The organism is Paracoccus alcaliphilus, assembly GCF_028553725.1.
GTDB lineage: Bacteria > Pseudomonadota > Alphaproteobacteria > Rhodobacterales > Rhodobacteraceae > Paracoccus > Paracoccus alcaliphilus.
Genome location: NZ_CP067126.1, coordinates 116,521 through 137,001 on the forward strand (window position 1 = coordinate 116,521; position 20,481 = coordinate 137,001).

The following is a 20,481-nucleotide window of genomic DNA, read 5'->3' on the forward strand; positions in this document are numbered from 1 at the left end:
ACAGGAGAATATGAATGTCTGAATCGCTGGAAGGCCGGATTGCCGTCATCACCGGCGCGGCCTCGGGGATCGGTCTGGCGGCGACCCGCGCGCTGCTGGATCAGGGTGCGACCGTGGTCATGGTGGACCGCAACCGCGACGCGCTGAACGAACTGGCTGCCGATCTGGGCGAAAAGGCCATCGCGCAGGTGACCGATCTGCTGGATGCCGACAGCTGCAATGCGATGGTGCCCGAGATCCTGTCGAAGGTCGATCACATCGACATCCTTTACTGCAACGCGGGCACCTATATCGGCGGCGATCTGACCGAGACGACGCCCGAGGCCATCGACCGCATGCTGAACCTCAACGTCAATGCGGTGATGAAGAACGTCCATGCGGTCGTGCCGCATATGTCGTCGCGCAAGACCGGCGACATCATCGTCACCTGCTCTATCGCCGGCCATTACCCGACATGGTGGGAGCCGGTCTATTCCGGCTCGAAATGGGCGATCACCAGCTTCGTGCAGGGGATGCGACGGCAGATGATCCCGCACGGGGTGCGCGTGGCGCAGGTCTCGCCCGGGCCGGTCGTGTCCGCGCTGCTGGCCGACTGGCCCGAGGAAAACCTGCGCAAGGCCCGCGAATCCGGCAGCCTGATCGACCCCGAAGAGGTCGCGGATGCGGTGATCTATATGCTGACCCGCAAGCGCACGGTGACCATCCGCGACATGCTGGTGCTGCCCACCAATTTCGATCGGGTCTAGGCAGGAACGGGGGGCCACGACCATGAGCCAGTATCTGATCGGGATCGATGTCGGCACCGGCTCGGCCCGGGCGGGCGTCTTTGACAGCGCGGGCGTGCTGCTGGCCACGGCCAAACGGCCCATCGTCATGCATCGCGAAGGGGGCGTCATCGCCGAACAGTCCAGCGCCCAGATCTGGCAGGCGGTCTGCGAATCGCTGCGCGAGGCCGTGGCGGACGCGGGCATCGACCCGGCGCAGGTCGCGGGCATCGGCTTTGACGCAACCTGTTCGCTGGTCGTGCTGGGGCCGGATGGCGCGGGCCTGCCCGTCGGCGACCCCGCCCATCCCGAACGCGATATCATCGTCTGGATGGATCACCGCGCCACCGAACAGGCCGAGCGGATCAACCGTCAGGACCACGAGGTGCTGAAATATGTCGGCGGCCGCATCTCGCCCGAGATGGAGACGCCGAAACTGCTGTGGCTGCGCGAAAACCGGCCACAGGTCTATGAGGCCGCCGCGCATTTCTTTGACCTGACCGATTTCCTGACATGGAAGGCCAGCGGGGCGCTGGATCGTTCGGCCTGCACGGTGACCTGCAAATGGACCTATCTGGCGCATGAGGGGCGCTGGGACGCGGGCTATTTCCGCCAGATCGGTCTGGGCGATCTGGCCGATCAGGAATTCGCCCGTATCGGACAAAGCGTCGTCGATCCCGGCACGCGGCTGGGGCAGGGGCTGACCGACAGTGCGGCGGCGGATATGGGCCTGCGTCCCGGCATCGCCGTGGCAGCGGGGCTGATCGACGCCCATGCGGGCGGCGTCGGCACGGTTGCGGCGGGGGGCGATGCGCGCGCCTGTCTGGGCTATGTCTTCGGCACCTCGTCCTGCACCATGACCACCACGCGCGACCCGGCCTTCGTGCCCGGCGTATGGGGGCCTTATTACTCGGCCATGGTGCCGGGCGCATGGCTGAACGAGGGCGGGCAATCCGCCGCCGGCGCCGCCATCGACCAGTTGGTGCAGCTGCATCCGGCCACCGCTGATGCCACCGCGCTGGCCGCTGCCGCGGGGAAATCCCTGCCGCAATGGCTGGCGGATCGGGCGCTGGAACTGGCGCGTGATCCGCTGCGGCTGGCCGACGACCTGCATGTCGTGCCCGAGTTTCTGGGCAACCGCGCGCCCTTTGCCGACCCGCATGCCCGCGCCGTCATCATGGGGCAGGGGATGGAGACCGGGCCGGATTCGCTGGTCGCGCTTTATGTCGCGGGGATCTGTGGGCTGGGCTATGGGCTGCGCCAGATCATCGAGACGCAGGCCGCCCACGGTGCGCCGGTGGAAACCATCAGCATCAGCGGCGGGGCGGGGGCGCACCCTCTGACCCGGCAATTGCTGGCCGATGCGACGGGCCTGCCGGTCCAGATCACCGAATGCCCCGAACCCGTTCTGCTGGGTTCGGCCATGCTGGGGGCGGTGGCGGCGGGGGTTCATCCCGACCTTGCCACCGCCATGCCCGCCATGTCGCGCATTGCCGCAAGCTGCGCGCCCGATCCCGGCAGCCGCGCCTTGCAGGATGCGCGATACGATGCCTTCCTGACCCTGCAACGCAGCGCGCGCGAGATCCGCAAGGCGCTGGCGCCCTTGCAAACCCCCGTCACATCCTGAGAGGCGACATGCAGTTTTCCGGTAAATCCGTCATCATCACCGGCGCGGGCAAGGGCATCGGCCGCGCTTGTGCCAAAGTCATGGCCGAACGCGGGGCAAGGGTTGTCGCCCTCAGCCGCACGCAGTCCGATCTGGACAGCCTTGAGGCCGAGACCGGGGCGCGCGGAATCCGCGTCGATCTGGCCGATGTGGCGGCCACCCGCGCCGCCATGGCCGGGGCAGGGACCTGCGATTTCCTGATCAACAGTGCCGGGATCAACGTGCTGGAATCCGTCACCGACATGACCGAGGCGGGATACGAGGCCGTTCTGGGCATCAACCTGCGGGCCGCGCTGATCACCTGTCAGGAATTCGCCCGCGCCCGGATCGCGGCGGGCGGCGGCGGGGCGATCGTCAACATCACCTCGATCGCCGGTCATCGCGGGTTTCAGGACCATCTGTGCTATGCCGCGTCCAAGGCGGGGCTGGAGGGCGCCAGCCGGGTCATGGCCAAGGAACTTGGCCCCCACGGCATCCGCGTCAACTGCGTCGCCCCCACCATCACCCTGACCGAACTGGCGGCAGAGGCCTGGAGCGATCCGCAGAAAAGCCAGCCGATGATGGTGCGCCACCCGCTGAACCGCTTTGCCGAGGCAGATGAGGTCGCAACCGCCATCGCCTTGCTGCTGTCACCCGGCAGCGCGATGATTTCGGGCGCGGTCCTGCCGGTGGACGGCGGTTTCCTGTCGGTCTGATCCGGCCTTCTGCCGCGCCGGGCGGGCTCAGCGGTGAATAACGGGCCGGGGCGGGTTGCGCCCGGCCCGCAGTATTTCCATAATCCGCCGAAACTTGGGGCGCCGGCACTTGAGGCAAGGCCGGTCGCAGGCGGGGACAGATGAATTCCAGCGTTACCGAAGAAACGACCCGACGGCCGCAGCGCCGTATGCGACCGGAAAGCCCGGCTGAACTGTTCGCGCGGATCGTGCAGCTGGGCGAACTGGTCAAGCTGCGCCCGCTGCCGGATGAGGACCACCTGCGCTTTCTGGCCCGGCTGCGATTTTCCACCACGCCGGAAGAGGCGGTGACCTATACCGCCTTTGCCGCACTGCCGCCCTCGGCCGCCGGTTGGGGCTATGAATGTCTGCGCCTGATGGCCGAGCATCTGCAACCGCAGGAACGCCAGATGATGGAGCAGATCGGCACCTGGCTGGGCAATCCGACGACCCGGCTGCGCCATCAGCTGATGAAAGAGGCGCTGTGGATGCCGACCCGTGGCCCCTCGGTCCTGCTGGGCCTTGCGGTGGGCTGGTCCACCGGCAGGCCCGCGCCGAACGATCCCGATCCCTCACCGACCCACAAGACCCCGGTTGCTGTCAACAGCGCGGTGCTGTCCTGTCTGGCGCGTGTCCCCTTGTCCCAGCGTTCCATTTTTCTTGCGCGTATCCTCGACATGGCCGAAACCTTGTTCGGGGTGACGTAAGCAATATGACCCTGACCCTGCAGATAGAGAATTTCCACGTTCTGGATGATGGCGGCCCGGTCAGCATCCTTGTCCCCGAAAGCGGGATCCGCGTCGGACGCCGCGACGGCATGGACTGGGTGCTGCCCGATGCCAGCCGCTATATCTCGGGCCATCATTTCGAGGTCAGTTTTGACGGCGCGACATGGTGGCTGACCGATGTCTCGACCAATGGCACGTTCTTGCAGGGCCATCGCCACCGGCTGGGTGCGCCGCATTCGCTGAGCCACGGCGACCGGTTTCAGGTCGGGCAATATATCATCGTGGCGGTTTTCGACATGCCGGACGGGGGGGCGGCGCTGTCGCCCGCGTCCTTGCCGGAACATCGGATGGACCGCCCGGTCGAGGAAGCCCCGCAAGAGGACCCCTGGGCGCTGGATGGCTTTGGCGGTGCGCCGGTCGATCCGCTGCCGGTGCAATCCTCGGCCCGGCATCCTGATTTTTCCGATGATTTCATTGATTTGCCAGCGGCTTCTCAACCTGAACCGGCGGCGGCTGCCGCGCCACCACCCCCCGCGCCGGTCGATGAGGCGGCGTTTCTGCGTGGCTTCATGCGCGGTGCCGGGCTTGAGGGCGGCGATATGCCGCAGGCCGATCCCGAAGCGTTCGGGCGTGTGCTGGGCGAGGCCCTGCGCGCCAGTGCCTCGCAGCTGATGCTGGCCTTGCAGGATCGCGCCGCCGCGCGCCATTTCACCCGCGCCGGAGACCGCACCATGCGCGGCGCAAGTGACAACAACCCGCTGAAATTCCTGCCCGATCCGGAACAGGCGATAGAGGCGCTGTTCCTCAAGCCCCGCGCGGGTTTCCTGACCGGGGCCGCGGGGTTCGAGGAGGCGCTGTCCGATCTGCGCCGCCACCAGACCGCGCTGTTCGCCGCGCTGCAACCAGCGCTGATCGAGTTGCTGCACGATCTGGACCCCGGCCGGATCGAGGCCGAAGCGCGGGGCAGCGCCCTGACCGGCGGGCGCAAGGGGCGGGCATGGGAAACCTTCGTACAGCGCTGGGATGCCAAGACCGCCAGCGAGAACGGCATTCTGGATGAATTCACCCGCCTGTTCGCCGCCGCCTATCGCAAGGCAGACGAGCAGGGTCGGAAATAGCAAGGAGCGACCATGGCGTTGAACCTGTTGGAGCCGGTATCGGAAAGTGATCCCTGCGGCCCGGATCTTGAACGCGCCGATGATGAGGCGTTTCTGGATTACTATTTCGAGGCCGAGTCGCGCCTGCCGGAACGCTATTTCATTCCCGGCTCGACCGGAGACGGGCGCGAGGACCGGCTGTTCGATCCACGTTCGGTTGATCTGGGCGCCGAGACGGCGGCGATCCGGGGGCTTTTGACGCGCAGTCGCGACCTCAGGTTGGTCAGCATTCTGGCGAGATACCAGATACTTGCCGGAAAATTGTCAGACTTCACTTCAAGTCTGGAGGATATGGCGGCGCTGATGGGCCAATGGCCGGATGATCTGCATCCGCGCGTCGATTCGGGGGCAGCGGATCGTCGCGCCGCGATCGAGGCCCTGAACAGCCAGCCCGCCTCGGTGATGCCGCTTCTGCATCTGCCGCTGCTGCCCGGCAGCGATGTGACGCTGCGTCGCCACATGGTCGCCAGCGGCAAGGCCGCGCCTCGTATGTCCGAACAGGAATTGCCCGGCACCGACGTGCTGGCGGCGCTGCGCCCGGACGCGGTTCAGCGACCTCTGGCGGCGGTGAATGACCAGCTGTCGCGCGCCGCCGACGCCCTGTTCCGCATCCAGCGTCTGACGCAAAGTCATCCCGGGGCGCGCTTCACCCCGGAACTGGGCGCGGTGCGCACGGCGATTGCGGATATGCAGGCGATGATCGCCACCGCGCGGCCCGAATTGCGCCCCTGGTCCGAGGCCGCGACCCCGGAACTGCCCGCCGAACCCGCGCCCGAGGCGCTGACCGACACGCCACAAGCGCCGGCCGCCCCGGCGTCAGGCGGATCGGGCCCCGCGATCACCGACCGGGCGACGGCTGCGGCGGCGCTGGAGGCGGTGCAGGCATGGATGGCGCGGCATGAACCCTCATCCCCCGCGCTGCTGCTGGTCGAACAGTCGCGGCTGTTGGTCGGCGCCTCGCTGGTCGAGGCGATGGAGGTGCTGATGCCCGACCGCGCGGGCAGCGCGATTCTGAATATCGGCCACGGCAGCGGCTTCAGCCTGCCGATGGAGCGGCTGAAAACGCTGTCCCAAAGCGGCCTGAAGGACGGGGGTATCGGCGAAGATTCGCCCATCCAGCTGCCGCCCATCCGGGCGCGGGCGGACATCAACGGCTTTTTGACTGGCGTGGAGGGCTATTTCACCGTTCACGAACCCGCGAGCCCAATCCCATTGCTTCTGCTGAAGGCTCGTGACATGCTGGGCAAGCGATTTGATGCCATTATGGCTGAACTTCTTGTGCCGCCCGGACAAATTGATTGACATGACCGTGGCTTGTTTGGATTGACTCTGTAGTGAATTTTACGTCTGCTGTGCCGCAGCGGAGGATTGAAAGAATGGCATCCGACAAATCGACTGATTTTTTGAAACGCAATCGCCCGCCGCGGGTGAATATTTCCTACGAAGACCCTTACGATTCCGAGAAGATGGTCGAACTTCCCTTCGTCATGGGGGTGATGTCCGACCTGTCCGGCAATGCGTCCGAAACCGACAAGCCCGACATGGAAGAGCGCGACTTCGTCGATGTGACCGCCTCGACGCTGGACGACTACATGAAAAGCGTGGCCCCCGGCCTGTCCTTCAATGTCGAGAACAAGATGGGCGATGATGGCCGCATGGGCGTCTCGCTGCATTTCGAGAGCATGGAAGATTTCAACCCGGCCAAGGTCGCGGCCCAGATTCCGGCGCTGAAAAAGCTGCTGGAGGCGCGGCAGCATCTGGCCAACCTGCAACGCTATATGAACTCGAAGCCGAAGGCGCAGGAACAGATCCGCAAGCTGCTGAACGACCCCGAGTTGATGGCGGCCCTGTCCGAGCGCGAAGGCACAACGGACACATCTGAAGGGAACAGCTGAACATGGCGCAGGAAAAGCAGGCGCAGGTTGCCGACGCTGGCGCACTGTCCGGACTGGACGAGTTTTCCGATATCCTGCGGCAGACGATCAAGCCGCGCACCGATGTCGCCGCGAAAGAGGTCGATAACGCCGTTGTCGCGCTGGTGCGCGAGGCGCTGGACGACCAGACCCTGATCGCCGAGGACGTGATCGACACCATCGACGCGATGCTGTCGAAGCTGGACCAGAAGCTGACCGAACAGCTGAACGAGGTCATCCACCACGAGGAATTCCAGAAGCTGGAATCGTCGTGGCGCGGGCTGGCCTATACGGTCAACAATTCCGAGACCGACGCCTCGCTGCGGGTGAAGGTGATGAACGTCTCGAAAAAGGAATTGCAGCAGATGATGCGCCGCTATCCCGGCGCGAAATGGGACAAGTCGCCCCTGAACAAGATCGTCTATGAGGCCGAGTTCGGCACGCTTGGCGGCAAGCCTTTCGGGGCGCTGATCGGGGACTACTATTTCGACCACTCGACCGCCGATGTGGCGCTGCTGCGCGACATGGGCAAGGTGGCCGCCGCGGCCCATGCGCCCTTCGTCTCGGCTGCTGCGCCCGAATTGCTGGGTCTGGACAGCTGGAACGAGCTGGGCACGCCGCCCGATCTGTCCGAGATCTTCGATACCCCCGATTACGCCGCCTGGAACGGGCTGCGCGATTCGGAAAACTCGCGCTATATCGCGCTGACCCTGCCGCGCGTGCTGTCGCGCGAACCCTATGGGCAGGGCGCCAATTCGGTCGTCGAAGAGTTCAACTTCGAGGAAGAGACCGACGGTCACGAGGGCATCAAATATGCCTGGATGAACGCGGCCCATGCGATGGCGGCGAATATCAACCGCGCCCACAAGGATCACGGCTGGACCGTGCAGATCCGCGGCGTGCAGTCGGGCGGCGAGGTGCTGAACCTGCCCACCCATAATTTCGACACGGGCGACGGGTCCAAGGATCTGAAATGCCCCACCGAAGTCTCGATCACCGACCGGCGCGAGGCCGAGCTGTCGAAGGCGGGCCTGATCGGCCTGATCCATCGCAAGCATACGGACAAGGCGGCGTTCATCGGTGCTCAGACCCTGTATCGCCCCAAGAAATACGTGGACGAGCAGGCCACGGCGTCCGACAATATGTCGGCTCGCCTTCCCTATATTTTCGCCGTGTCACGGTTCAGTCACTATTTGAAGTGTATGGTCCGCGACAAGATCGGACAAAGCCCCGATCGGCTTCAGCTTCAGACCCAGCTGCAAACCTGGGTCAACAAGTATGTGTCCGGCAATCCTGAAAGCGCTTCCGAGCGTGAAAAGGCCAAGAAGCCACTTGCCGGCGCGAAAGTCGAGGTTGTAGAGGACGAGGAGAATCCCGGCTATTATATGGGGAAATTTTATTTGAAACCGCATTTCCAGCTGGAAGGCATGGATGTCGGGATGTCGCTCGTTTCCAAGCTACCCAAAGGTAAATGAGTTTTTAGCAGACCGCCGAAATCGAGGAGTTTGACCTATGGCTGTCGATATCTTTCTGAAACTTTCCAACAACATCAAAGGCGAATCGCAGGACGATACGCACCGCGACGAGATTGATGTGCTGGCCTGGAACTGGGGTCTGACCCAGTCGGGCACCACGCATATCGGCAAAGGCGGCGGCGGCGGCAAGGTGAATGTCCAGGACATCACCCTGACCAAATATGTCGATCTGGCCTCGAACGACCTGATCAAGCGCTGCACCAACGGCGAGCATCTTGAGCATGGTGAACTGATCGTGCGCAAATCGGGCGGCACCGCCCCGGTCGAGTATTTCCGCATCAAGATGGAAAACATCATGATCACCAGCTATTCGACCGGTGGTCAGAAGGATGGTCTGGACCGTATTCAGGAAACCCTGACCCTGAACTTCCGCAAGTTCGAAGTTCTCTATACCCTTCAGGAAGATTCGGGTGCCTCGGGCGCCGAGACCCTGGCGGGCTGGGACATTGCCGAAAACAAAGAGTGGAACTCGTAACAGAGCCCGCTTCGATCCGTCACGGATGGATCATCTGACACTTCGGGGCGGGGTCGGCTTGCTGTGCCGACCCTGCTTCATTTCGACCGGCAGGCCATTGCCGGCTGGGTTCTGAACATTCGGGGTGGTCATGGCGCAGCATCGTCAACCCTCGGGCAGCGGCGATACCCGTATCGGCGGGCTGCGCGAGATGTCCTTGATGCATATCTTCCGCGATTCCGCCGCCCGCCGGGATGCTCGGCATCAGGACCGGACCTATACCGACGGGGAACGCGATCTGACCATTCTCAGCCAGAAACGGCGCGAGGGGGCCAGCGAACAGGCGCTGCGGGCCAATCTGGCGCTGGATATCGCCAGCCTGATGAACACGATCCGGCTGGATGTCTGCTCTGATCTGTCCGACGTTCCGCATGTGCGCGATTCCGTCGTCAATTTTGGCTTTCAGGACATGGACAGCCTGTGGCGCGGCGGTCAGACCCCTGCGGAACTGGCCCGCGCCATCCGCGAGACCCTGATCCGGGCCGAGCCGCGCCTGCGCCCCGAAAGCATCGAGGTCCGGCTGGATGAGGTTGCACCCTCGGTCGATCAGCGGCTCAGCTTCGAGATTCTGGCCGAGATGATTTCCGACCCGACCGACATTCCGCTGCAATTCTTTGCCGAGGTCGATCCGGGGGCGGGCAAGATCGCGATGAAACGAATGCAGGGCGGCGCATGAAAAAGGCTTTCCGCGACGCCTACGAGCGCGAACTGGATATTCTTTATGAACGCTCGGCCGAGTTCGCCGAGGAATTTCCGGGGCTGGCCGACCGTCTGGGCGGGGTGCTGCGGGAGAATATCGACCCCTCCATCGCCGGTCTGCTGGAAGGCGCGGCCTTTCTGTCGGCGCGGGTGCAGCTGAAGCTGGACGAGGAATTCCGTGGCTTCACCATGGAACTGCTGGAGCAAATCTTTCCCGACGCGCTGACCCCCATTCCCAGTTGCATGATCGTCGAGGCCCCGCCCCAGACCCGCCCGACCAGTGACGGCGCCCCCAGGGTTTTCCCGCGCGGCGAATATCTGGACGCGCGGTTTCGCGATTCCGACAAGCGGGTGACCTGCCGTTTCAGCCTGACCTCGGCCCTGACAGTGCAGCCCATAGCGATTTCCGGGCTGACCTATCACGACCGGACGACGACGCTTGGCGGGCTGGGGCAGGACCCCGACCGGCTGGCGCGGGCCGGGCTGCAACTGGACCTGACCAAGACCGACGGGCACAGCTTTGCGGAACTGCGGACCGACGATCTGACCTTCCACCTGACCGCCGACATGCTGCGGGCGATGGCGCTGTACGAGCAGATCCATTGCAGCACGCTGCGGGTGTCGCTGCGCTGGCTGCAACCCAATGGCGACCCGGCCTTTCTGCGGCTGGCGCCCGCTCAGGTCGCGCAGATCGGCTTTGACGACGACGAATTGCTGCTGGACCGGCGCAGCAATCTGTTCGAAGGCTTTGCGCTGCTGCGTGATTTCTTTGCCTTTCCGCGCAAATATCTGGGCTTCCGGCTGACCGGGCTGGGCGATGCGCTGCGGGCGGTGAACAGCACCGAGATGCAGGTGATCTTCGAATTCGACCGCGTCGATGACGATCTGGCGCGGCAGATCCAGAAACGCGACATCCGCATCAACTGCGCCCCCGCCATCAACCTGTTCGAGGAAAGCTCGAACCAGATCCGGCTGGACGACCGCCGCCACGAATATGTGGTCATGCCCGATTCCAGCCCGATCACCCATTACGAGATCCACCGCATCCTGCGGGTCCATGCCAGCTATGGCACCGCCCATGACCGGGTCGAGGTGGTGCCGCTTTACGCCCTGCCGCAGGACAGCAGCGCGCCGCGCGCGACCTATTACTATACGATGCGGCGCAAGCAGCGGCGGCTGACCGAGGCCGAGCGGCGCAGCGGCAGGCGCACCGATTATCGCGGCACCGAGACGTGGATTTCCATCTATGAGCCGCCCGAATCCGTCATCGGCAGGCGGGCGCAGCGGCTGCATCTGCGAACGCTGTGTTCCAACCGGCATCTGCCCGCCTCGCTGCCTCTGGCCCGGTCCGAGGATTTCAATCTGGTCTCGGATCAGCTGATGACGCTGACCTGCGTGAACGGCCCCACCGCCCCGCGCGAGGCCATGACCGAGATCGAGCGCGCAGGCCCTCACCGCACCGGGCAGGGCGATGTCTATTGGCGGCTGATATCCTATCTGTCGCTGAACCATTTCGGGCTGGACGACCGCTTCGGTCGCGACGGCGCCGCCAGCCTGCGCGAGATCCTGACCCTGTTCGCCGATCTGTCCGACAATGTGACGGAAACCCAGATTGCGGGGATCACCGGGCTGAACGTGCGCCCCGTCACCCGCTCGATCCGCCGCCCCGAGGGGTTCTTTCCCGCGCGCGGGCTGGAGATTTCGCTGACCATCGACGAAACCGCCTTCGAGGGCAGCGGCATCGTTCTGCTGGCCGCCGTTCTGGACCGCTTCTTTGCCGAATATGTCAGCATCAACAGCTTTACCCAGACGGTGACGATCAGCAAACAGCGCGGCGTCATCAAGCGCTGGCCGCCGCGCACGGGGTCCGGGCCGCTGATATGACCGGGGCGGCGGGATTTCTGGCGCTGCTGCGCCGATTGGAGCGTGAGGCGGCGGACAAGCCGCGCATCGGACGCTCGACCCGGCTGGCCGATGATATCGTCGAGATCGGGCAGGACCCGCAGCTTGCCTTTCCCACAGCCGAAATCAGCGAGGCCGCGCCCGGCCCCTACGACCGCAGGCGTCTGCGGGCGCAGTTCATGGGCTATTTCGGGCCGCAGGGCGCGCTGCCGCTGAACATGACCGAAGAGGTCATGCGCTGGCAGCAGGAAGGCGAAGAGGCCTTCGTCCGCTTTGCCGATCTGTTCGCCGGCCGCTTTTATCAGCTGTTCTTCCGGGCCTGGTCCGACGCCCATCCGATCAGCCAGTTCGACCGCCCCGACGAGGATCGCTTTGCCAGCTATGTCGCGGCGGTGGCGGGGATCGGCTCTCCGGCTTTCATGCAGCATGACAGCTTTCCCGATATCGCCCGGCTGCCGCTGGTGTCGATCTTTGGCGGTCGGGTGCGCAGCGCCGTGCGGCTGCGCCAGATGCTGGAGCGGTATTTCCAGCTGCCGGTCGAAGTCGAGGAACACGTCCCCGCATGGCTGGAGTTCGAACCCGACGAGATGCACGGTCTGGGCATGGGCGGCGCGCTGGGGCGCGACATGTATCTGGGCGCGCGGCTGCGTTCGGTGAATGAAAAGATCTGTATCCACCTGCATCTGCCCGATGCCGGTCAATATGGCGAATTCCTGCCCGGTCAGGCCCGCCACGACCGGCTGGCCGATCTGGTGTTCTGGTATCTGGGCCGCAGCTATGAGGTCGATCTGGCGTTGACCCTGCCGCCCGACCGTGTGCCTTCCGCGCAGCTGGGCCAGACCGTTGCCATCGGCTGGCTGGCCGCCCTGCGCCCCGAGGCCCTGGCGGGCAGCGCCCCGCAGATCGAGATCGCACGCTTTGCCCTGTCGCAGGGTCACTGACATCACGAGGTTTGAATGACTGCCATTACCATCGAGAAATTCGCCGGCAAGATGAACCGCGTGGGTTACGACGCCTTCCTTCAGGCGATGCGTCAGGCGCGCGGCGACGGCAATCGCAATGTGGAACTGTGCCATTGGCTGTTCCACGCGATCTCGGACCAGAATTGCGACATCTCGGTCACCCTGCGCGAAAGCGGGCTGGACCGGGGCAGGGTGCTGAAAGATCTGGACCGGGCGATGGGGGCGTTGCAGAAGAACGTGACCGAGACGCCGGGCATATCCGAACGGCTGGCCGATGCGCTGAACCACGCCTGGACCTATGCGACGCTGTTCTTTGGCGAGGCGCAGATCCGCACCGGTCATCTGCTGGTGGCGCTGCTGAACGATCACGCGCTGCGCCATGCGCTGGTGCAATATTCCGGCGTCTTCGACGATCTGTCCGCCGACCGGCTGGGGGCCGAGGCGCGCACGCTGTGGGCGGGCTCCGAGGAAGAGGACATGCGCCCGATGGACGGCTCGGGCCTGCGCGCGGGGGCTGGCGGGGATGCGGCGGGGCCCTCGACTTCGCTGGGGCGGTTCTCGGTCGACATGACGGCGGATGCGGCGGAAGGCCGGATGGATCCGGTGGTGGGCCGCGACGACGAGATCCGCCAGATCATCGACGTGCTGATGCGGCGGCGCCAGAACAACCCGATCCTGACCGGAGAGGCGGGCGTGGGCAAGACCGCCGTGGTCGAGGGCTTCGCGCAGAAACTGGCCTCGGGCGAGGTGCCCCCGGCGCTCAAGGGGATGCGGCTGCATATGCTGGATATCGGCGCGATGCAGGCCGGCGCCAGCATGAAGGGCGAATTTGAACAACGCCTGCGCTCTGTCATCGACGAGGTGCAGGCCAGCCCCACCCCGATCATTCTGTTCATCGACGAGGCCCATACGCTGATCGGCGCGGGTGGTGCTGCGGGCACAGGCGACGCGGCGAACCTGCTGAAACCGGCGCTGGCGCGCGGCACGCTGCGCACCATCGGCGCGACCACATGGGCCGAATATCGCAACTATTTCGAAAAGGATCCGGCGCTGACCCGGCGGTTCCAGCCGATCTCGGTCGATGAACCCTCGATCGAGGTGGCGTGTTTCATGATGCGCGGGCTGCTGGGCCCGATGGAGGCCCATCACAAGGTCCGCATTTCCGACGCGGCGGTGGAATCGGCGGTGAAGCTGTCGGCGCGCTATCTGCCCGCGCGGCAACTGCCCGACAAGGCGGTGTCGCTGCTGGATACCGCCTGCGCGCGGGTGGCCGTCAGCCAAAGCGCCATTCCCGCCCGCATCGCCGATACACGCGCCGGGATCGCCGCGCTGGAAATGGACATCGCCGCCAAGACCGCCGAGCGTGATCTGGGTGCCGCCCCCGAGGCGCGTCTGGCCGAGCTTGAGACCGATCTGACCGAACGGCGCGCGCGGCTGACCGCGCTGGAGGCCGCCTATGGCGACGAAAAGGCCATTGTCGATAACATCCTTGCGCTGCGCACCCGTCTGGGCGGTGACGATGCCGACAGCATCCGCGCGGAACTGGCTGAAGGGATGCGCGGGCTGGAGGCGATTCATGCCGACGACCGGATGATCTGGCCGCATGTGGACGATCAGGCGGTGGCCAGCGTCATCAGCGACTGGACCGGCATTCCGGCGGGCCGCATGGTGGCCGATGAATTGCAGGCGGTTCTGGGTCTGGCCGATCACCTGAAACAGCGGGTCATCGGTCAGGACGAAGGCTTGCAGATGATCGCGCGGCGGGTGGAAACCGCGCGGGCGGGGCTTGGCAATCCGGAAAAGCCCATCGGGGTCTTCATGCTCTGCGGCCCGTCCGGCGTGGGCAAAACCGAGACCGCGCTGGCGCTGGCGGAATCGCTCTATGGCGGCGAACAGAATGTCATCACCATCAATATGTCCGAGTTTCAGGAGGCCCATTCCGTCAGTCTGCTGAAGGGCGCGCCTCCGGGCTATGTCGGTTACGGCGAGGGCGGGCGGCTGACCGAGGCGGTGCGGCGCAAGCCCTATTCCGTGGTGCTGCTGGACGAGATGGAAAAGGCCCATCCCGATGTGCACGAGCTGTTCTTTCAGGTCTTCGACAAGGGACGGATGGAGGATGGCAATGGCCGCCCGATCAATTTCCGCAACACGCTGATCCTGATGACCTCGAATGTCGGCACCGGCACGATCATGGCGCTGGCGCCGGAAGGCCGGATCACCGATGCCGAGACGCTGGAAGCCTCGATGAAAGAGGAACTTCTGGGCACTTTCCCGCCCGCGCTTCTGGGCCGGATCGTGACCATTCCCTATGTGCCGCTGTCGCGCGCGGTTCTGGGCGGCATCACCCGGCTGAAACTGGGCGCGGTGGCGCGGCGAATGCGTGAATCGCAGGGTGCGGTGCTGCATTACGGCGACGAAGTGATCGGCGCGATTGTCGAACAGTGCCGCGATCCCGACAGCGGCGGGCGGATGATCGACAACATCATCACCAACTCGATCCTGCCCGACCTGTCGCGGCAGGTTCTGGGCCGCATGGTCGCGGGGCAGGCGATGCAGGACGTCACCATTCGCGTGGCGGATCAGGGTTTCGACTATGATTTCAATTGAAGGAGGATTTGAGATGGCAGGTTTCGACTGGGTGATCGTTCAGGACCGTACAGGCCGCGATATCGGCGCGGTGGGTTTCATCGGGGATGATGCGGTGGCCATCGCCTCGTTCTTCGACAGCCGCGACGCCGACAAGGATGGCAAGGTCAGCGTCGGTGAACGCATCGTCTCGACACTGTCGCCCATAGGCTTGGATGGCGCGGCTATTGCCGAAGTGGCGATGCAGGGCCGCTCGAACCCGCTGATCGCCGAACGTGATTCGGGCTTTTACGGCATGAGCGCCAATATCTTCGCCGGTTTCGCGCAAAGCATGGTCGTGGACGCGGTCTGGTCGGTCTATTTCAAGCGCGGCGTCCGCGCGGCGGGAACCGGCGTCGCCCGCGTCATCACCGGAAACATGGTCAAACAGGTGGTGATCCGCAAAGGCTTCGAGCGTACCGCACGCGAGGCTTTCGACAAGGTCACCGCGCTTTAGGTGATGCTGGAGCTCTGACTCAGAATCGAAAGCGGTGTCGATCTTGAGCAGATGAACACTGACTGATGCACGATCGGGGTGGATTGTCTGCCGCGGTTGCAACGCCCACTGATCTGATCGACGCCAGCCTGCCGGACCTCACTTTTCATCGTGACAAGGCGCATCGCCCGCCCCCGGCGATGCGCCTTCTTCACCACCACGCAGGATGGCTGCGTGAAGGAACTTCAGCCATCTGTTCCAGATCGGTCAGAGCGCCCGGTCCCGGACGCCCGCGGGCTTTTCAGGAAAGCCAGTTCATATAGGCCTCGGTGCCGCCATTTCGCGCGGCGGCCAAAGCGGCGCGGATATTTATTTTGGCGGCCGCGCTGCTGTCGGACAGGACGTTCACCAACACATCGCGGACCAGTTCGGCCTGTCCCGGCATCAGGTTGCAGGGGTCCAGCTGGAAATAGCCCTGCTCGACCTCGTGCCCGCGCACGATCAGCGGCGGGTCATTGCGGCCGAACGCCTCGGCGAATTGCGCCGCCGAGGCGCCCGCCTGCGCGGGATCGACCCATACCTGCAACCGTTCCAGCGGGTTGTTCGTCGGGTCGGGGATGCGGATCGGGGTGATGCCCGGCAGATCGGCGATGGCGGCCTGCCACATCTCCAGTGCATGGGTTTCCCGGGCCCGGATGGCGTCGTGATCACGTTCCATCCATTCCTCCATCGCGGCGATGGCCCCGGCGATGCTTTCCTTGCCGATCTTCATGCCACGGCCGATGCCGATATTCTGAAGATAGGCGGCGCGGATCAGGTCCTTTCTGCCCGCGACGATCCCCGAGGTCGGGCCGCCCAGAAACTTGTGGCCCGAATAAATGGCGACATCCGCGCCCTTGGCCAGAAAGCCTTTCAGGTCGTATTCCGACGCGCCGTCCACGATCACCGGCACGCCCTTGGCATGGGCGATCTCGACAAAGGTGTCGAACGGGATCATCCCGTAATCCACGACGTGATGCGACACGACGTAAAGGGCCGCGGCGCAACTGTCGTCCAGCGCGGCCTCAAGCTGATAATCCTTGGCCAGCGTGGACTGGCCGACGATCCGCGTCGTGGCCCCGGCCAGCGCGATGGCCTGAGAAACCGGCGCGCCATATTCGCACAGATGCCCCATCTGCACCGCGACCGCCTTGCGCGGACCCGGATCTGCGGGCAGCGCCTCGGCCCGGGCCGGGTCCATGCCGGTGATCGCGCCCGCCACCGCAAGCGTGATCCCGGCGCTGGCCGAGGCGGTCAGGAAACCCGCTTCGGCGCCGGTCAGGCGGGCGATGACCTCTGACGCGCGGGCCTGCATCTCGTGGATACGGGCAAAGCGGGGCATGGCGGCGGCGGTTGCCCTGGCCACGCGCTCTGAGGTGATCGACCCCCCCAAAGAGGTCATCGTCCCTGAAACATTGACCATTCGGCCGTATCCCTCGGCATCGTGCCAGGTCCAGTCGATCGGATAGTCGGTATTTCTAAGCATGGTTCCGTCTTTCAGTGCTTGTGGAAAATTCCATAACTGTGGTATTTGCGCCAAAAGGATGGAAGGCGCGATGGCAGGTGGTCGAATGAAGATCGAACCGGCGAAGGAAACGAGTGACCCGCCGCGGCGGTCGCGCACCAGCGGCATCGACCGGGCGCTGCAAATCCTCGACATCCTGTCGGAGCGGCACCAGCCGATGACGGCCTATGAGCTGGCCAAGGTGACCGGGGCGCCGCCCTCGACCGTTTACAAGCTGATCGATGAGCTTGAGGAAAGGGCGATGTTGTCGCGCAGCGGTGATGGCCGGGTCTGGCTGGGGCCGCGGCTGATGCGCTATGGCCTTGCCTATCGCGCCCGGATGAGCGCCTTCGGCGAGGCCGAACGGGCGATGTTCGCGCTGAATGAGCGGGTGGGCGAGATGGTCCAGATCTGCGCCCGCGACGACGGCATGATGCAGGTGGTGGCGATGGCCGAGGGCACCGGGCCGTTCCGCGTCACCTCGGATGTCGGGACGCGGGTGCCGCTGAACTGGACCGCCTCGGGGCGGCTGCTGATCGGGCATCTGCCCGACCATGCGCGGCTGGCGGTGTTTCGCGACCACGCGCGGCCCTCGAATACCGGGCTGGCCGAAACCGATCCGGTCAAGCTGGCGCAGATCTCGCGCGAGGATTTCCTGAGCGGATTGTCGGTGCAGATCGACACGTCCGAGGATCAGGTGGCCTGCATCGCCGCGCCCATTCGCGGGCTGGACGGCACTTGCGAGCTGACGCTGTCGGTGGTCATGCCCAAGCATCGCGTGCCCGAAAAATTCGAGATGGTCTCGCACGAGGTGCGCGAAGCCGCGCGGTCGGTCGAAAGGGCGCTTGGCCTGCATCATCGCGGCTGATCCGCAAGTTGCGCCGAGACCTCGAAGATCGCCTCGATCTCGACCGAGATGCGGTTGGGCAGCGAGCCCACGCCAAAGGACGACCGCGCGTGGATGCCGCTTTCGCCGAAGATTTCGGCCAGCAGGTCAGAGGCGCCGTCGATGACGAAGGGGTGCCGCTCGAAATCCGGGTCGGCATTGACCAGCCCCAACAGCTTGACCACGCCCCCCACCCGGTCCAGCGAACCCAGCGCGTCGCGCAGCGCCGACAGGATGTTGATCGCCACCAGTTTCGCATGTTCGCGGGCTTCCTCGGCCGTCACCTCGCTGCCGACCTTGCCGCGATGAAGCGAGCCATCGGCCAGGACCGGACCCTGGCCCGAGACATAGACCATGTTGCCCGAGCGGCGAACATTTCGGAACGATCCGATCGGCGTCGGCGCGGTCCTGGGCAGGGTAATGCCCATTGCGGCAAGGCGGGTCTCGGGGCTGGTCGCCAGCGCGTCACTGTCCATAAAGTTCCTCGGTTCTTTTGCAATAGCTGTGGTGTTGCCCGCCCAGAAGATGCGCCTCGGGCCTGCCCGAAGCACAGTATTCCGCGACATGCGGGCAGCGGGTGCGGAAGACGCAGCCCGACGGCGGTGCCAGCGGGCTGGGTATGTCGCCTTGCAGCGGGGTGCGGTTGCGGGCGGCACGCGGATCGGGCTGCGGGATCGCCGAGTTCAGCGCCCGCGTATAGGGATGGGCCGAGGCGCGCTGGATGCTGCCGGTCGGCCCGATCTCCATCAGCCGTCCCAGATACAGCACCGCCACCTGATCGCAGAGATAGTTCACGACCGACAGGTCATGGGCGATGAACAGCATCGTCAGGTTGCGGCGCGCGCGCAGGTCCAGCAGCAGGTTCAGCACCTGCGCCTGAATCGACACATCCAGCGCCGAGACGCTTTCGTCGGCGACGATGAAATCCGGTTCCAGCGCCAGCGCGCGGGCGATGCCGACGCGCTGGCGCTGCCCGCCCGAGAAGGCGTGCGGATAGCGGTTCATGTGATCCGGGCTGAGGCCGACCTCTTCCAGCAGCGCGGCCACCCGATCGCGGCGGTCCCGACCCCTGCCGATGCGGAAGGCACGCAGGCCCTCGGCGATCAGGTCGCCCACCTTCAGGCGCGGGTTCAGCGACGATACCGGGTCCTGAAAGATGATCTGCATCCGCCGCCGCATGTCGCGCATGGCCCGGGCATTCAGCGTTGTGATGTCGGTGCCGTCAAAGCGGATCTCGCCGCTGGTCGGTTCGATCAGCCGCAGCAGCGTGCGGCCCAGAGTGGTCTTGCCCGACCCGCTTTCGCCGACCAGCCCCATGATCGAGCCGCGCGGAATGTCAAAGCTGACATTCTCGACCGCGTGGACGGTGCCGGACGGGGTCTCGAACCGCTTGGTCAGGTTGCGGATTTGCAGCAGCGCGTCGCTCATGCCGCCCCCGCGAAATCGAAGATGCAGGCGGAAAGGTGGCCCTGCGCCTTTTTCTCCAGCGCGACGGGCTGACGGCATTCGGGTTGCGCATGGCTGCATCGGGGCGCGAAGGCGCAGCCCGGCGGCAGCGCGGTCAGCGAGGGAACCGCACCGGGGATGGGGACCAGCCGCTCATCCGCCGCCAGATCGTCGCGCGGGATCGAGGCCAGAAGGCCGCGCGTATAGGGATGGCGGGTATGGTCGAAAAGATCCATCACCCCGGCCTGTTCAACCACCGCGCCGGCATACATGACCGCCACGTAATCGGCCATTTCCGCCACCACACCCATGTCATGGGTGATGAACAGGATCGACATGCCCAGCTCTTTCTGAAGCCGCCGCATCAGGTCCAGGATCTGCGCCTGAATGGTCACGTCCAGCGCCGTCGTCGGCTCGTCCGCGATCAGCAGGTCCGGGTTGCAGATCAGGCCCATGGCGATCATCACCCGCTGGCGCATCCCGCCCGACAATTCGTGGGGATAGGTTTTCGCGCGCGCCGCAGCGCCGGGGATTTCGACCAGTTCCAGCATCTCGATCACCCGCCGGTTGCGCTCGGCGGCGGTGACATCTTCATGCAGCAGAAGCATCTCGCCGATCTGGTCGCCGATGGTGAACAGCGGGTTCAGCGACGACATCGGTTCCTGAAAGATCATCGACAGACCCGGCCCCCGCAGACGGCGATAACCCGCCGCGCCCAGCCGCGTCAGGTCGGTGACGGTGCCATCGCGGCCGCGAAAGTTCAGCCGTCCCGACAGGATCCGCCCGGAAGGCGGCAGCAGCCCCATCAGCGCCAGCGAGGTGACCGACTTGCCCGAGCCGCTTTCGCCCACCAGCGCCAGCGTGCGGCCCCGCCCAAGGGTAAAGCTGACATCGCGCAGGGCGGTGACGGTCGCGGCGCCACGGCCAAAGCCGACCCGCAACCCCTCGACCGACAGGATCATGTCGTCAGGCATCTGCATCGCATTCCCCTT

Annotated in this window: 19 protein-coding genes; 15 read left to right on the forward strand and 4 right to left on the reverse strand. The window is 65.1% G+C overall.

Annotated features, from left to right (window positions below; all coding sequences use genetic code 11):
• Nucleotides 1-14 precede the first annotated feature (14 nt).
• The 14 genes from JHW40_RS20900 to JHW40_RS20965 all read left to right on the forward strand — a co-directional run bounded on the left by JHW40_RS20900 (nt 15) and on the right by JHW40_RS20965 (nt 15,635).
• Nucleotides 15-746: an SDR family oxidoreductase gene (locus JHW40_RS20900; protein ID WP_090611399.1), complete on the forward strand. Its 732-nt coding sequence runs from the start codon at nt 15-17 to the stop codon at nt 744-746.
• 22 nt (nt 747-768) lie between these two features.
• Nucleotides 769-2,391 (forward strand): FGGY-family carbohydrate kinase, encoded by a 1,623-nt coding sequence (locus JHW40_RS20905; protein ID WP_090611400.1) that lies wholly within the window; start codon nt 769-771, stop codon nt 2,389-2,391.
• Between the two features lie 8 nt (nt 2,392-2,399).
• Complete coding sequence (locus JHW40_RS20910) at nt 2,400-3,125, forward strand: SDR family oxidoreductase (RefSeq protein ID WP_090611401.1); 726 nt, start codon at nt 2,400-2,402, stop codon at nt 3,123-3,125.
• Between the two features lie 140 nt (nt 3,126-3,265).
• Nucleotides 3,266-3,850 (forward strand): DUF6931 family protein, encoded by a 585-nt coding sequence (locus tag JHW40_RS20915; protein ID WP_244519152.1) that lies wholly within the window; start codon nt 3,266-3,268, stop codon nt 3,848-3,850.
• Nucleotides 3,851-3,855: 5 nt separating this feature from the next.
• A complete protein-coding gene (tagH, locus tag JHW40_RS20920; protein WP_090611402.1) occupies nt 3,856-4,989 on the forward strand; it encodes a type VI secretion system-associated FHA domain protein TagH in 1,134 nt (377 codons plus the stop codon).
• A 12-nt stretch (nt 4,990-5,001) separates the two neighbouring features.
• Nucleotides 5,002-6,330: a type VI secretion system protein TssA gene (locus JHW40_RS20925; RefSeq protein WP_090611403.1), complete on the forward strand. Its 1,329-nt coding sequence runs from the start codon at nt 5,002-5,004 to the stop codon at nt 6,328-6,330.
• A 74-nt stretch (nt 6,331-6,404) separates the two neighbouring features.
• Entirely contained in the window at nt 6,405-6,923 is a 519-nt protein-coding gene (gene tssB / locus JHW40_RS20930) for a type VI secretion system contractile sheath small subunit (protein ID WP_090611404.1), read from the forward strand.
• Nucleotides 6,924-6,925: 2 nt separating this feature from the next.
• Entirely contained in the window at nt 6,926-8,416 is a 1,491-nt protein-coding gene (tssC, locus tag JHW40_RS20935; protein WP_090611405.1) for a type VI secretion system contractile sheath large subunit, read from the forward strand.
• A gap of 37 nt (nt 8,417-8,453) precedes the next feature.
• Nucleotides 8,454-8,951, forward strand: coding sequence for an Hcp family type VI secretion system effector (locus tag JHW40_RS20940; protein ID WP_090611406.1), 498 nt, complete (start codon nt 8,454-8,456; stop codon nt 8,949-8,951).
• A 130-nt stretch (nt 8,952-9,081) separates the two neighbouring features.
• The gene (locus tag JHW40_RS20945; protein ID WP_139208141.1) at nt 9,082-9,666 is read left to right on the forward strand and encodes a type VI secretion system baseplate subunit TssE; all 585 of its coding nucleotides are present in this window, start codon (nt 9,082-9,084) and stop codon (nt 9,664-9,666) included.
• Complete coding sequence (gene tssF, locus JHW40_RS20950; RefSeq protein WP_090611408.1) at nt 9,663-11,573, forward strand: type VI secretion system baseplate subunit TssF; 1,911 nt, start codon at nt 9,663-9,665, stop codon at nt 11,571-11,573. Before JHW40_RS20945 ends, tssF begins: the two co-directional genes overlap by 4 nt.
• Entirely contained in the window at nt 11,570-12,532 is a 963-nt protein-coding gene (tssG, locus tag JHW40_RS20955; protein WP_090611409.1) for a type VI secretion system baseplate subunit TssG, read from the forward strand. The genes tssF and tssG overlap by 4 nt, the downstream gene beginning before the upstream one ends.
• Nucleotides 12,533-12,547: 15 nt before the next feature.
• Entirely contained in the window at nt 12,548-15,160 is a 2,613-nt protein-coding gene (gene tssH / locus JHW40_RS20960) for a type VI secretion system ATPase TssH (RefSeq protein ID WP_090611410.1), read from the forward strand.
• Between the two features lie 13 nt (nt 15,161-15,173).
• A complete protein-coding gene (locus JHW40_RS20965) occupies nt 15,174-15,635 on the forward strand; it encodes a hypothetical protein (RefSeq protein ID WP_090611411.1) in 462 nt (153 codons plus the stop codon).
• 280 nt (nt 15,636-15,915) lie between these two features.
• Here JHW40_RS20965 and JHW40_RS20970 read toward each other — a convergent pair whose 3' ends face one another.
• Nucleotides 15,916-17,139, reverse strand: coding sequence for an aminotransferase class V-fold PLP-dependent enzyme (locus JHW40_RS20970; RefSeq protein WP_090611412.1), 1,224 nt, complete (start codon nt 17,137-17,139; stop codon nt 15,916-15,918).
• A gap of 85 nt (nt 17,140-17,224) precedes the next feature.
• Between JHW40_RS20970 and JHW40_RS20975 the strand changes: the two genes are divergently transcribed.
• Nucleotides 17,225-18,025, forward strand: a complete 801-nt coding sequence (locus JHW40_RS20975) for an IclR family transcriptional regulator (RefSeq protein ID WP_090611413.1) — start codon at nt 17,225-17,227, stop codon at nt 18,023-18,025.
• Here the strand turns inward: JHW40_RS20975 and JHW40_RS20980 are convergent.
• The 3 genes from JHW40_RS20980 to JHW40_RS20990 are packed head-to-tail and all read right to left on the reverse strand — an operon-like array spanning nt 18,013 to nt 20,463.
• Complete coding sequence (locus JHW40_RS20980; protein ID WP_090611414.1) at nt 18,013-18,519, reverse strand: RidA family protein; 507 nt, start codon at nt 18,517-18,519, stop codon at nt 18,013-18,015. The two genes, JHW40_RS20975 and JHW40_RS20980, sit on opposite strands and share 13 nt — an antisense overlap.
• A complete protein-coding gene (locus tag JHW40_RS20985; RefSeq protein ID WP_090611415.1) occupies nt 18,509-19,471 on the reverse strand; it encodes an ABC transporter ATP-binding protein in 963 nt (320 codons plus the stop codon). Before JHW40_RS20985 ends, JHW40_RS20980 begins: the two co-directional genes overlap by 11 nt.
• A complete protein-coding gene (locus JHW40_RS20990) occupies nt 19,468-20,463 on the reverse strand; it encodes an ABC transporter ATP-binding protein (RefSeq protein WP_090611469.1) in 996 nt (331 codons plus the stop codon). Before JHW40_RS20990 ends, JHW40_RS20985 begins: the two co-directional genes overlap by 4 nt.
• Nucleotides 20,464-20,481: the final 18 nt, after the last annotated feature.

Coding starts and splice junctions, on each gene's coding strand:
- JHW40_RS20900 (WP_090611399.1), top strand. CDS start 15: ATGTCTGAATCGCTGGAAGGCCGGATTGCCGTCATCACCGGCGCGGCC.
- JHW40_RS20905 (WP_090611400.1), top strand. CDS start 769: ATGAGCCAGTATCTGATCGGGATCGATGTCGGCACCGGCTCGGCCCGG.
- JHW40_RS20910 (WP_090611401.1), top strand. CDS start 2,400: ATGCAGTTTTCCGGTAAATCCGTCATCATCACCGGCGCGGGCAAGGGC.
- JHW40_RS20915 (WP_244519152.1), top strand. CDS start 3,266: ATGAATTCCAGCGTTACCGAAGAAACGACCCGACGGCCGCAGCGCCGT.
- tagH (WP_090611402.1), top strand. CDS start 3,856: ATGACCCTGACCCTGCAGATAGAGAATTTCCACGTTCTGGATGATGGC.
- JHW40_RS20925 (WP_090611403.1), top strand. CDS start 5,002: ATGGCGTTGAACCTGTTGGAGCCGGTATCGGAAAGTGATCCCTGCGGC.
- tssB (WP_090611404.1), top strand. CDS start 6,405: ATGGCATCCGACAAATCGACTGATTTTTTGAAACGCAATCGCCCGCCG.
- tssC (WP_090611405.1), top strand. CDS start 6,926: ATGGCGCAGGAAAAGCAGGCGCAGGTTGCCGACGCTGGCGCACTGTCC.
- JHW40_RS20940 (WP_090611406.1), top strand. CDS start 8,454: ATGGCTGTCGATATCTTTCTGAAACTTTCCAACAACATCAAAGGCGAA.
- JHW40_RS20945 (WP_139208141.1), top strand. CDS start 9,082: ATGGCGCAGCATCGTCAACCCTCGGGCAGCGGCGATACCCGTATCGGC.
- tssF (WP_090611408.1), top strand. CDS start 9,663: ATGAAAAAGGCTTTCCGCGACGCCTACGAGCGCGAACTGGATATTCTT.
- tssG (WP_090611409.1), top strand. CDS start 11,570: ATGACCGGGGCGGCGGGATTTCTGGCGCTGCTGCGCCGATTGGAGCGT.
- tssH (WP_090611410.1), top strand. CDS start 12,548: ATGACTGCCATTACCATCGAGAAATTCGCCGGCAAGATGAACCGCGTG.
- JHW40_RS20965 (WP_090611411.1), top strand. CDS start 15,174: ATGGCAGGTTTCGACTGGGTGATCGTTCAGGACCGTACAGGCCGCGAT.
- JHW40_RS20970 (WP_090611412.1), bottom strand. CDS start 17,139: ATGCTTAGAAATACCGACTATCCGATCGACTGGACCTGGCACGATGCC.
- JHW40_RS20975 (WP_090611413.1), top strand. CDS start 17,225: ATGAAGATCGAACCGGCGAAGGAAACGAGTGACCCGCCGCGGCGGTCG.
- JHW40_RS20980 (WP_090611414.1), bottom strand. CDS start 18,519: ATGGACAGTGACGCGCTGGCGACCAGCCCCGAGACCCGCCTTGCCGCA.
- JHW40_RS20985 (WP_090611415.1), bottom strand. CDS start 19,471: ATGAGCGACGCGCTGCTGCAAATCCGCAACCTGACCAAGCGGTTCGAG.
- JHW40_RS20990 (WP_090611469.1), bottom strand. CDS start 20,463: ATGCCTGACGACATGATCCTGTCGGTCGAGGGGTTGCGGGTCGGCTTT.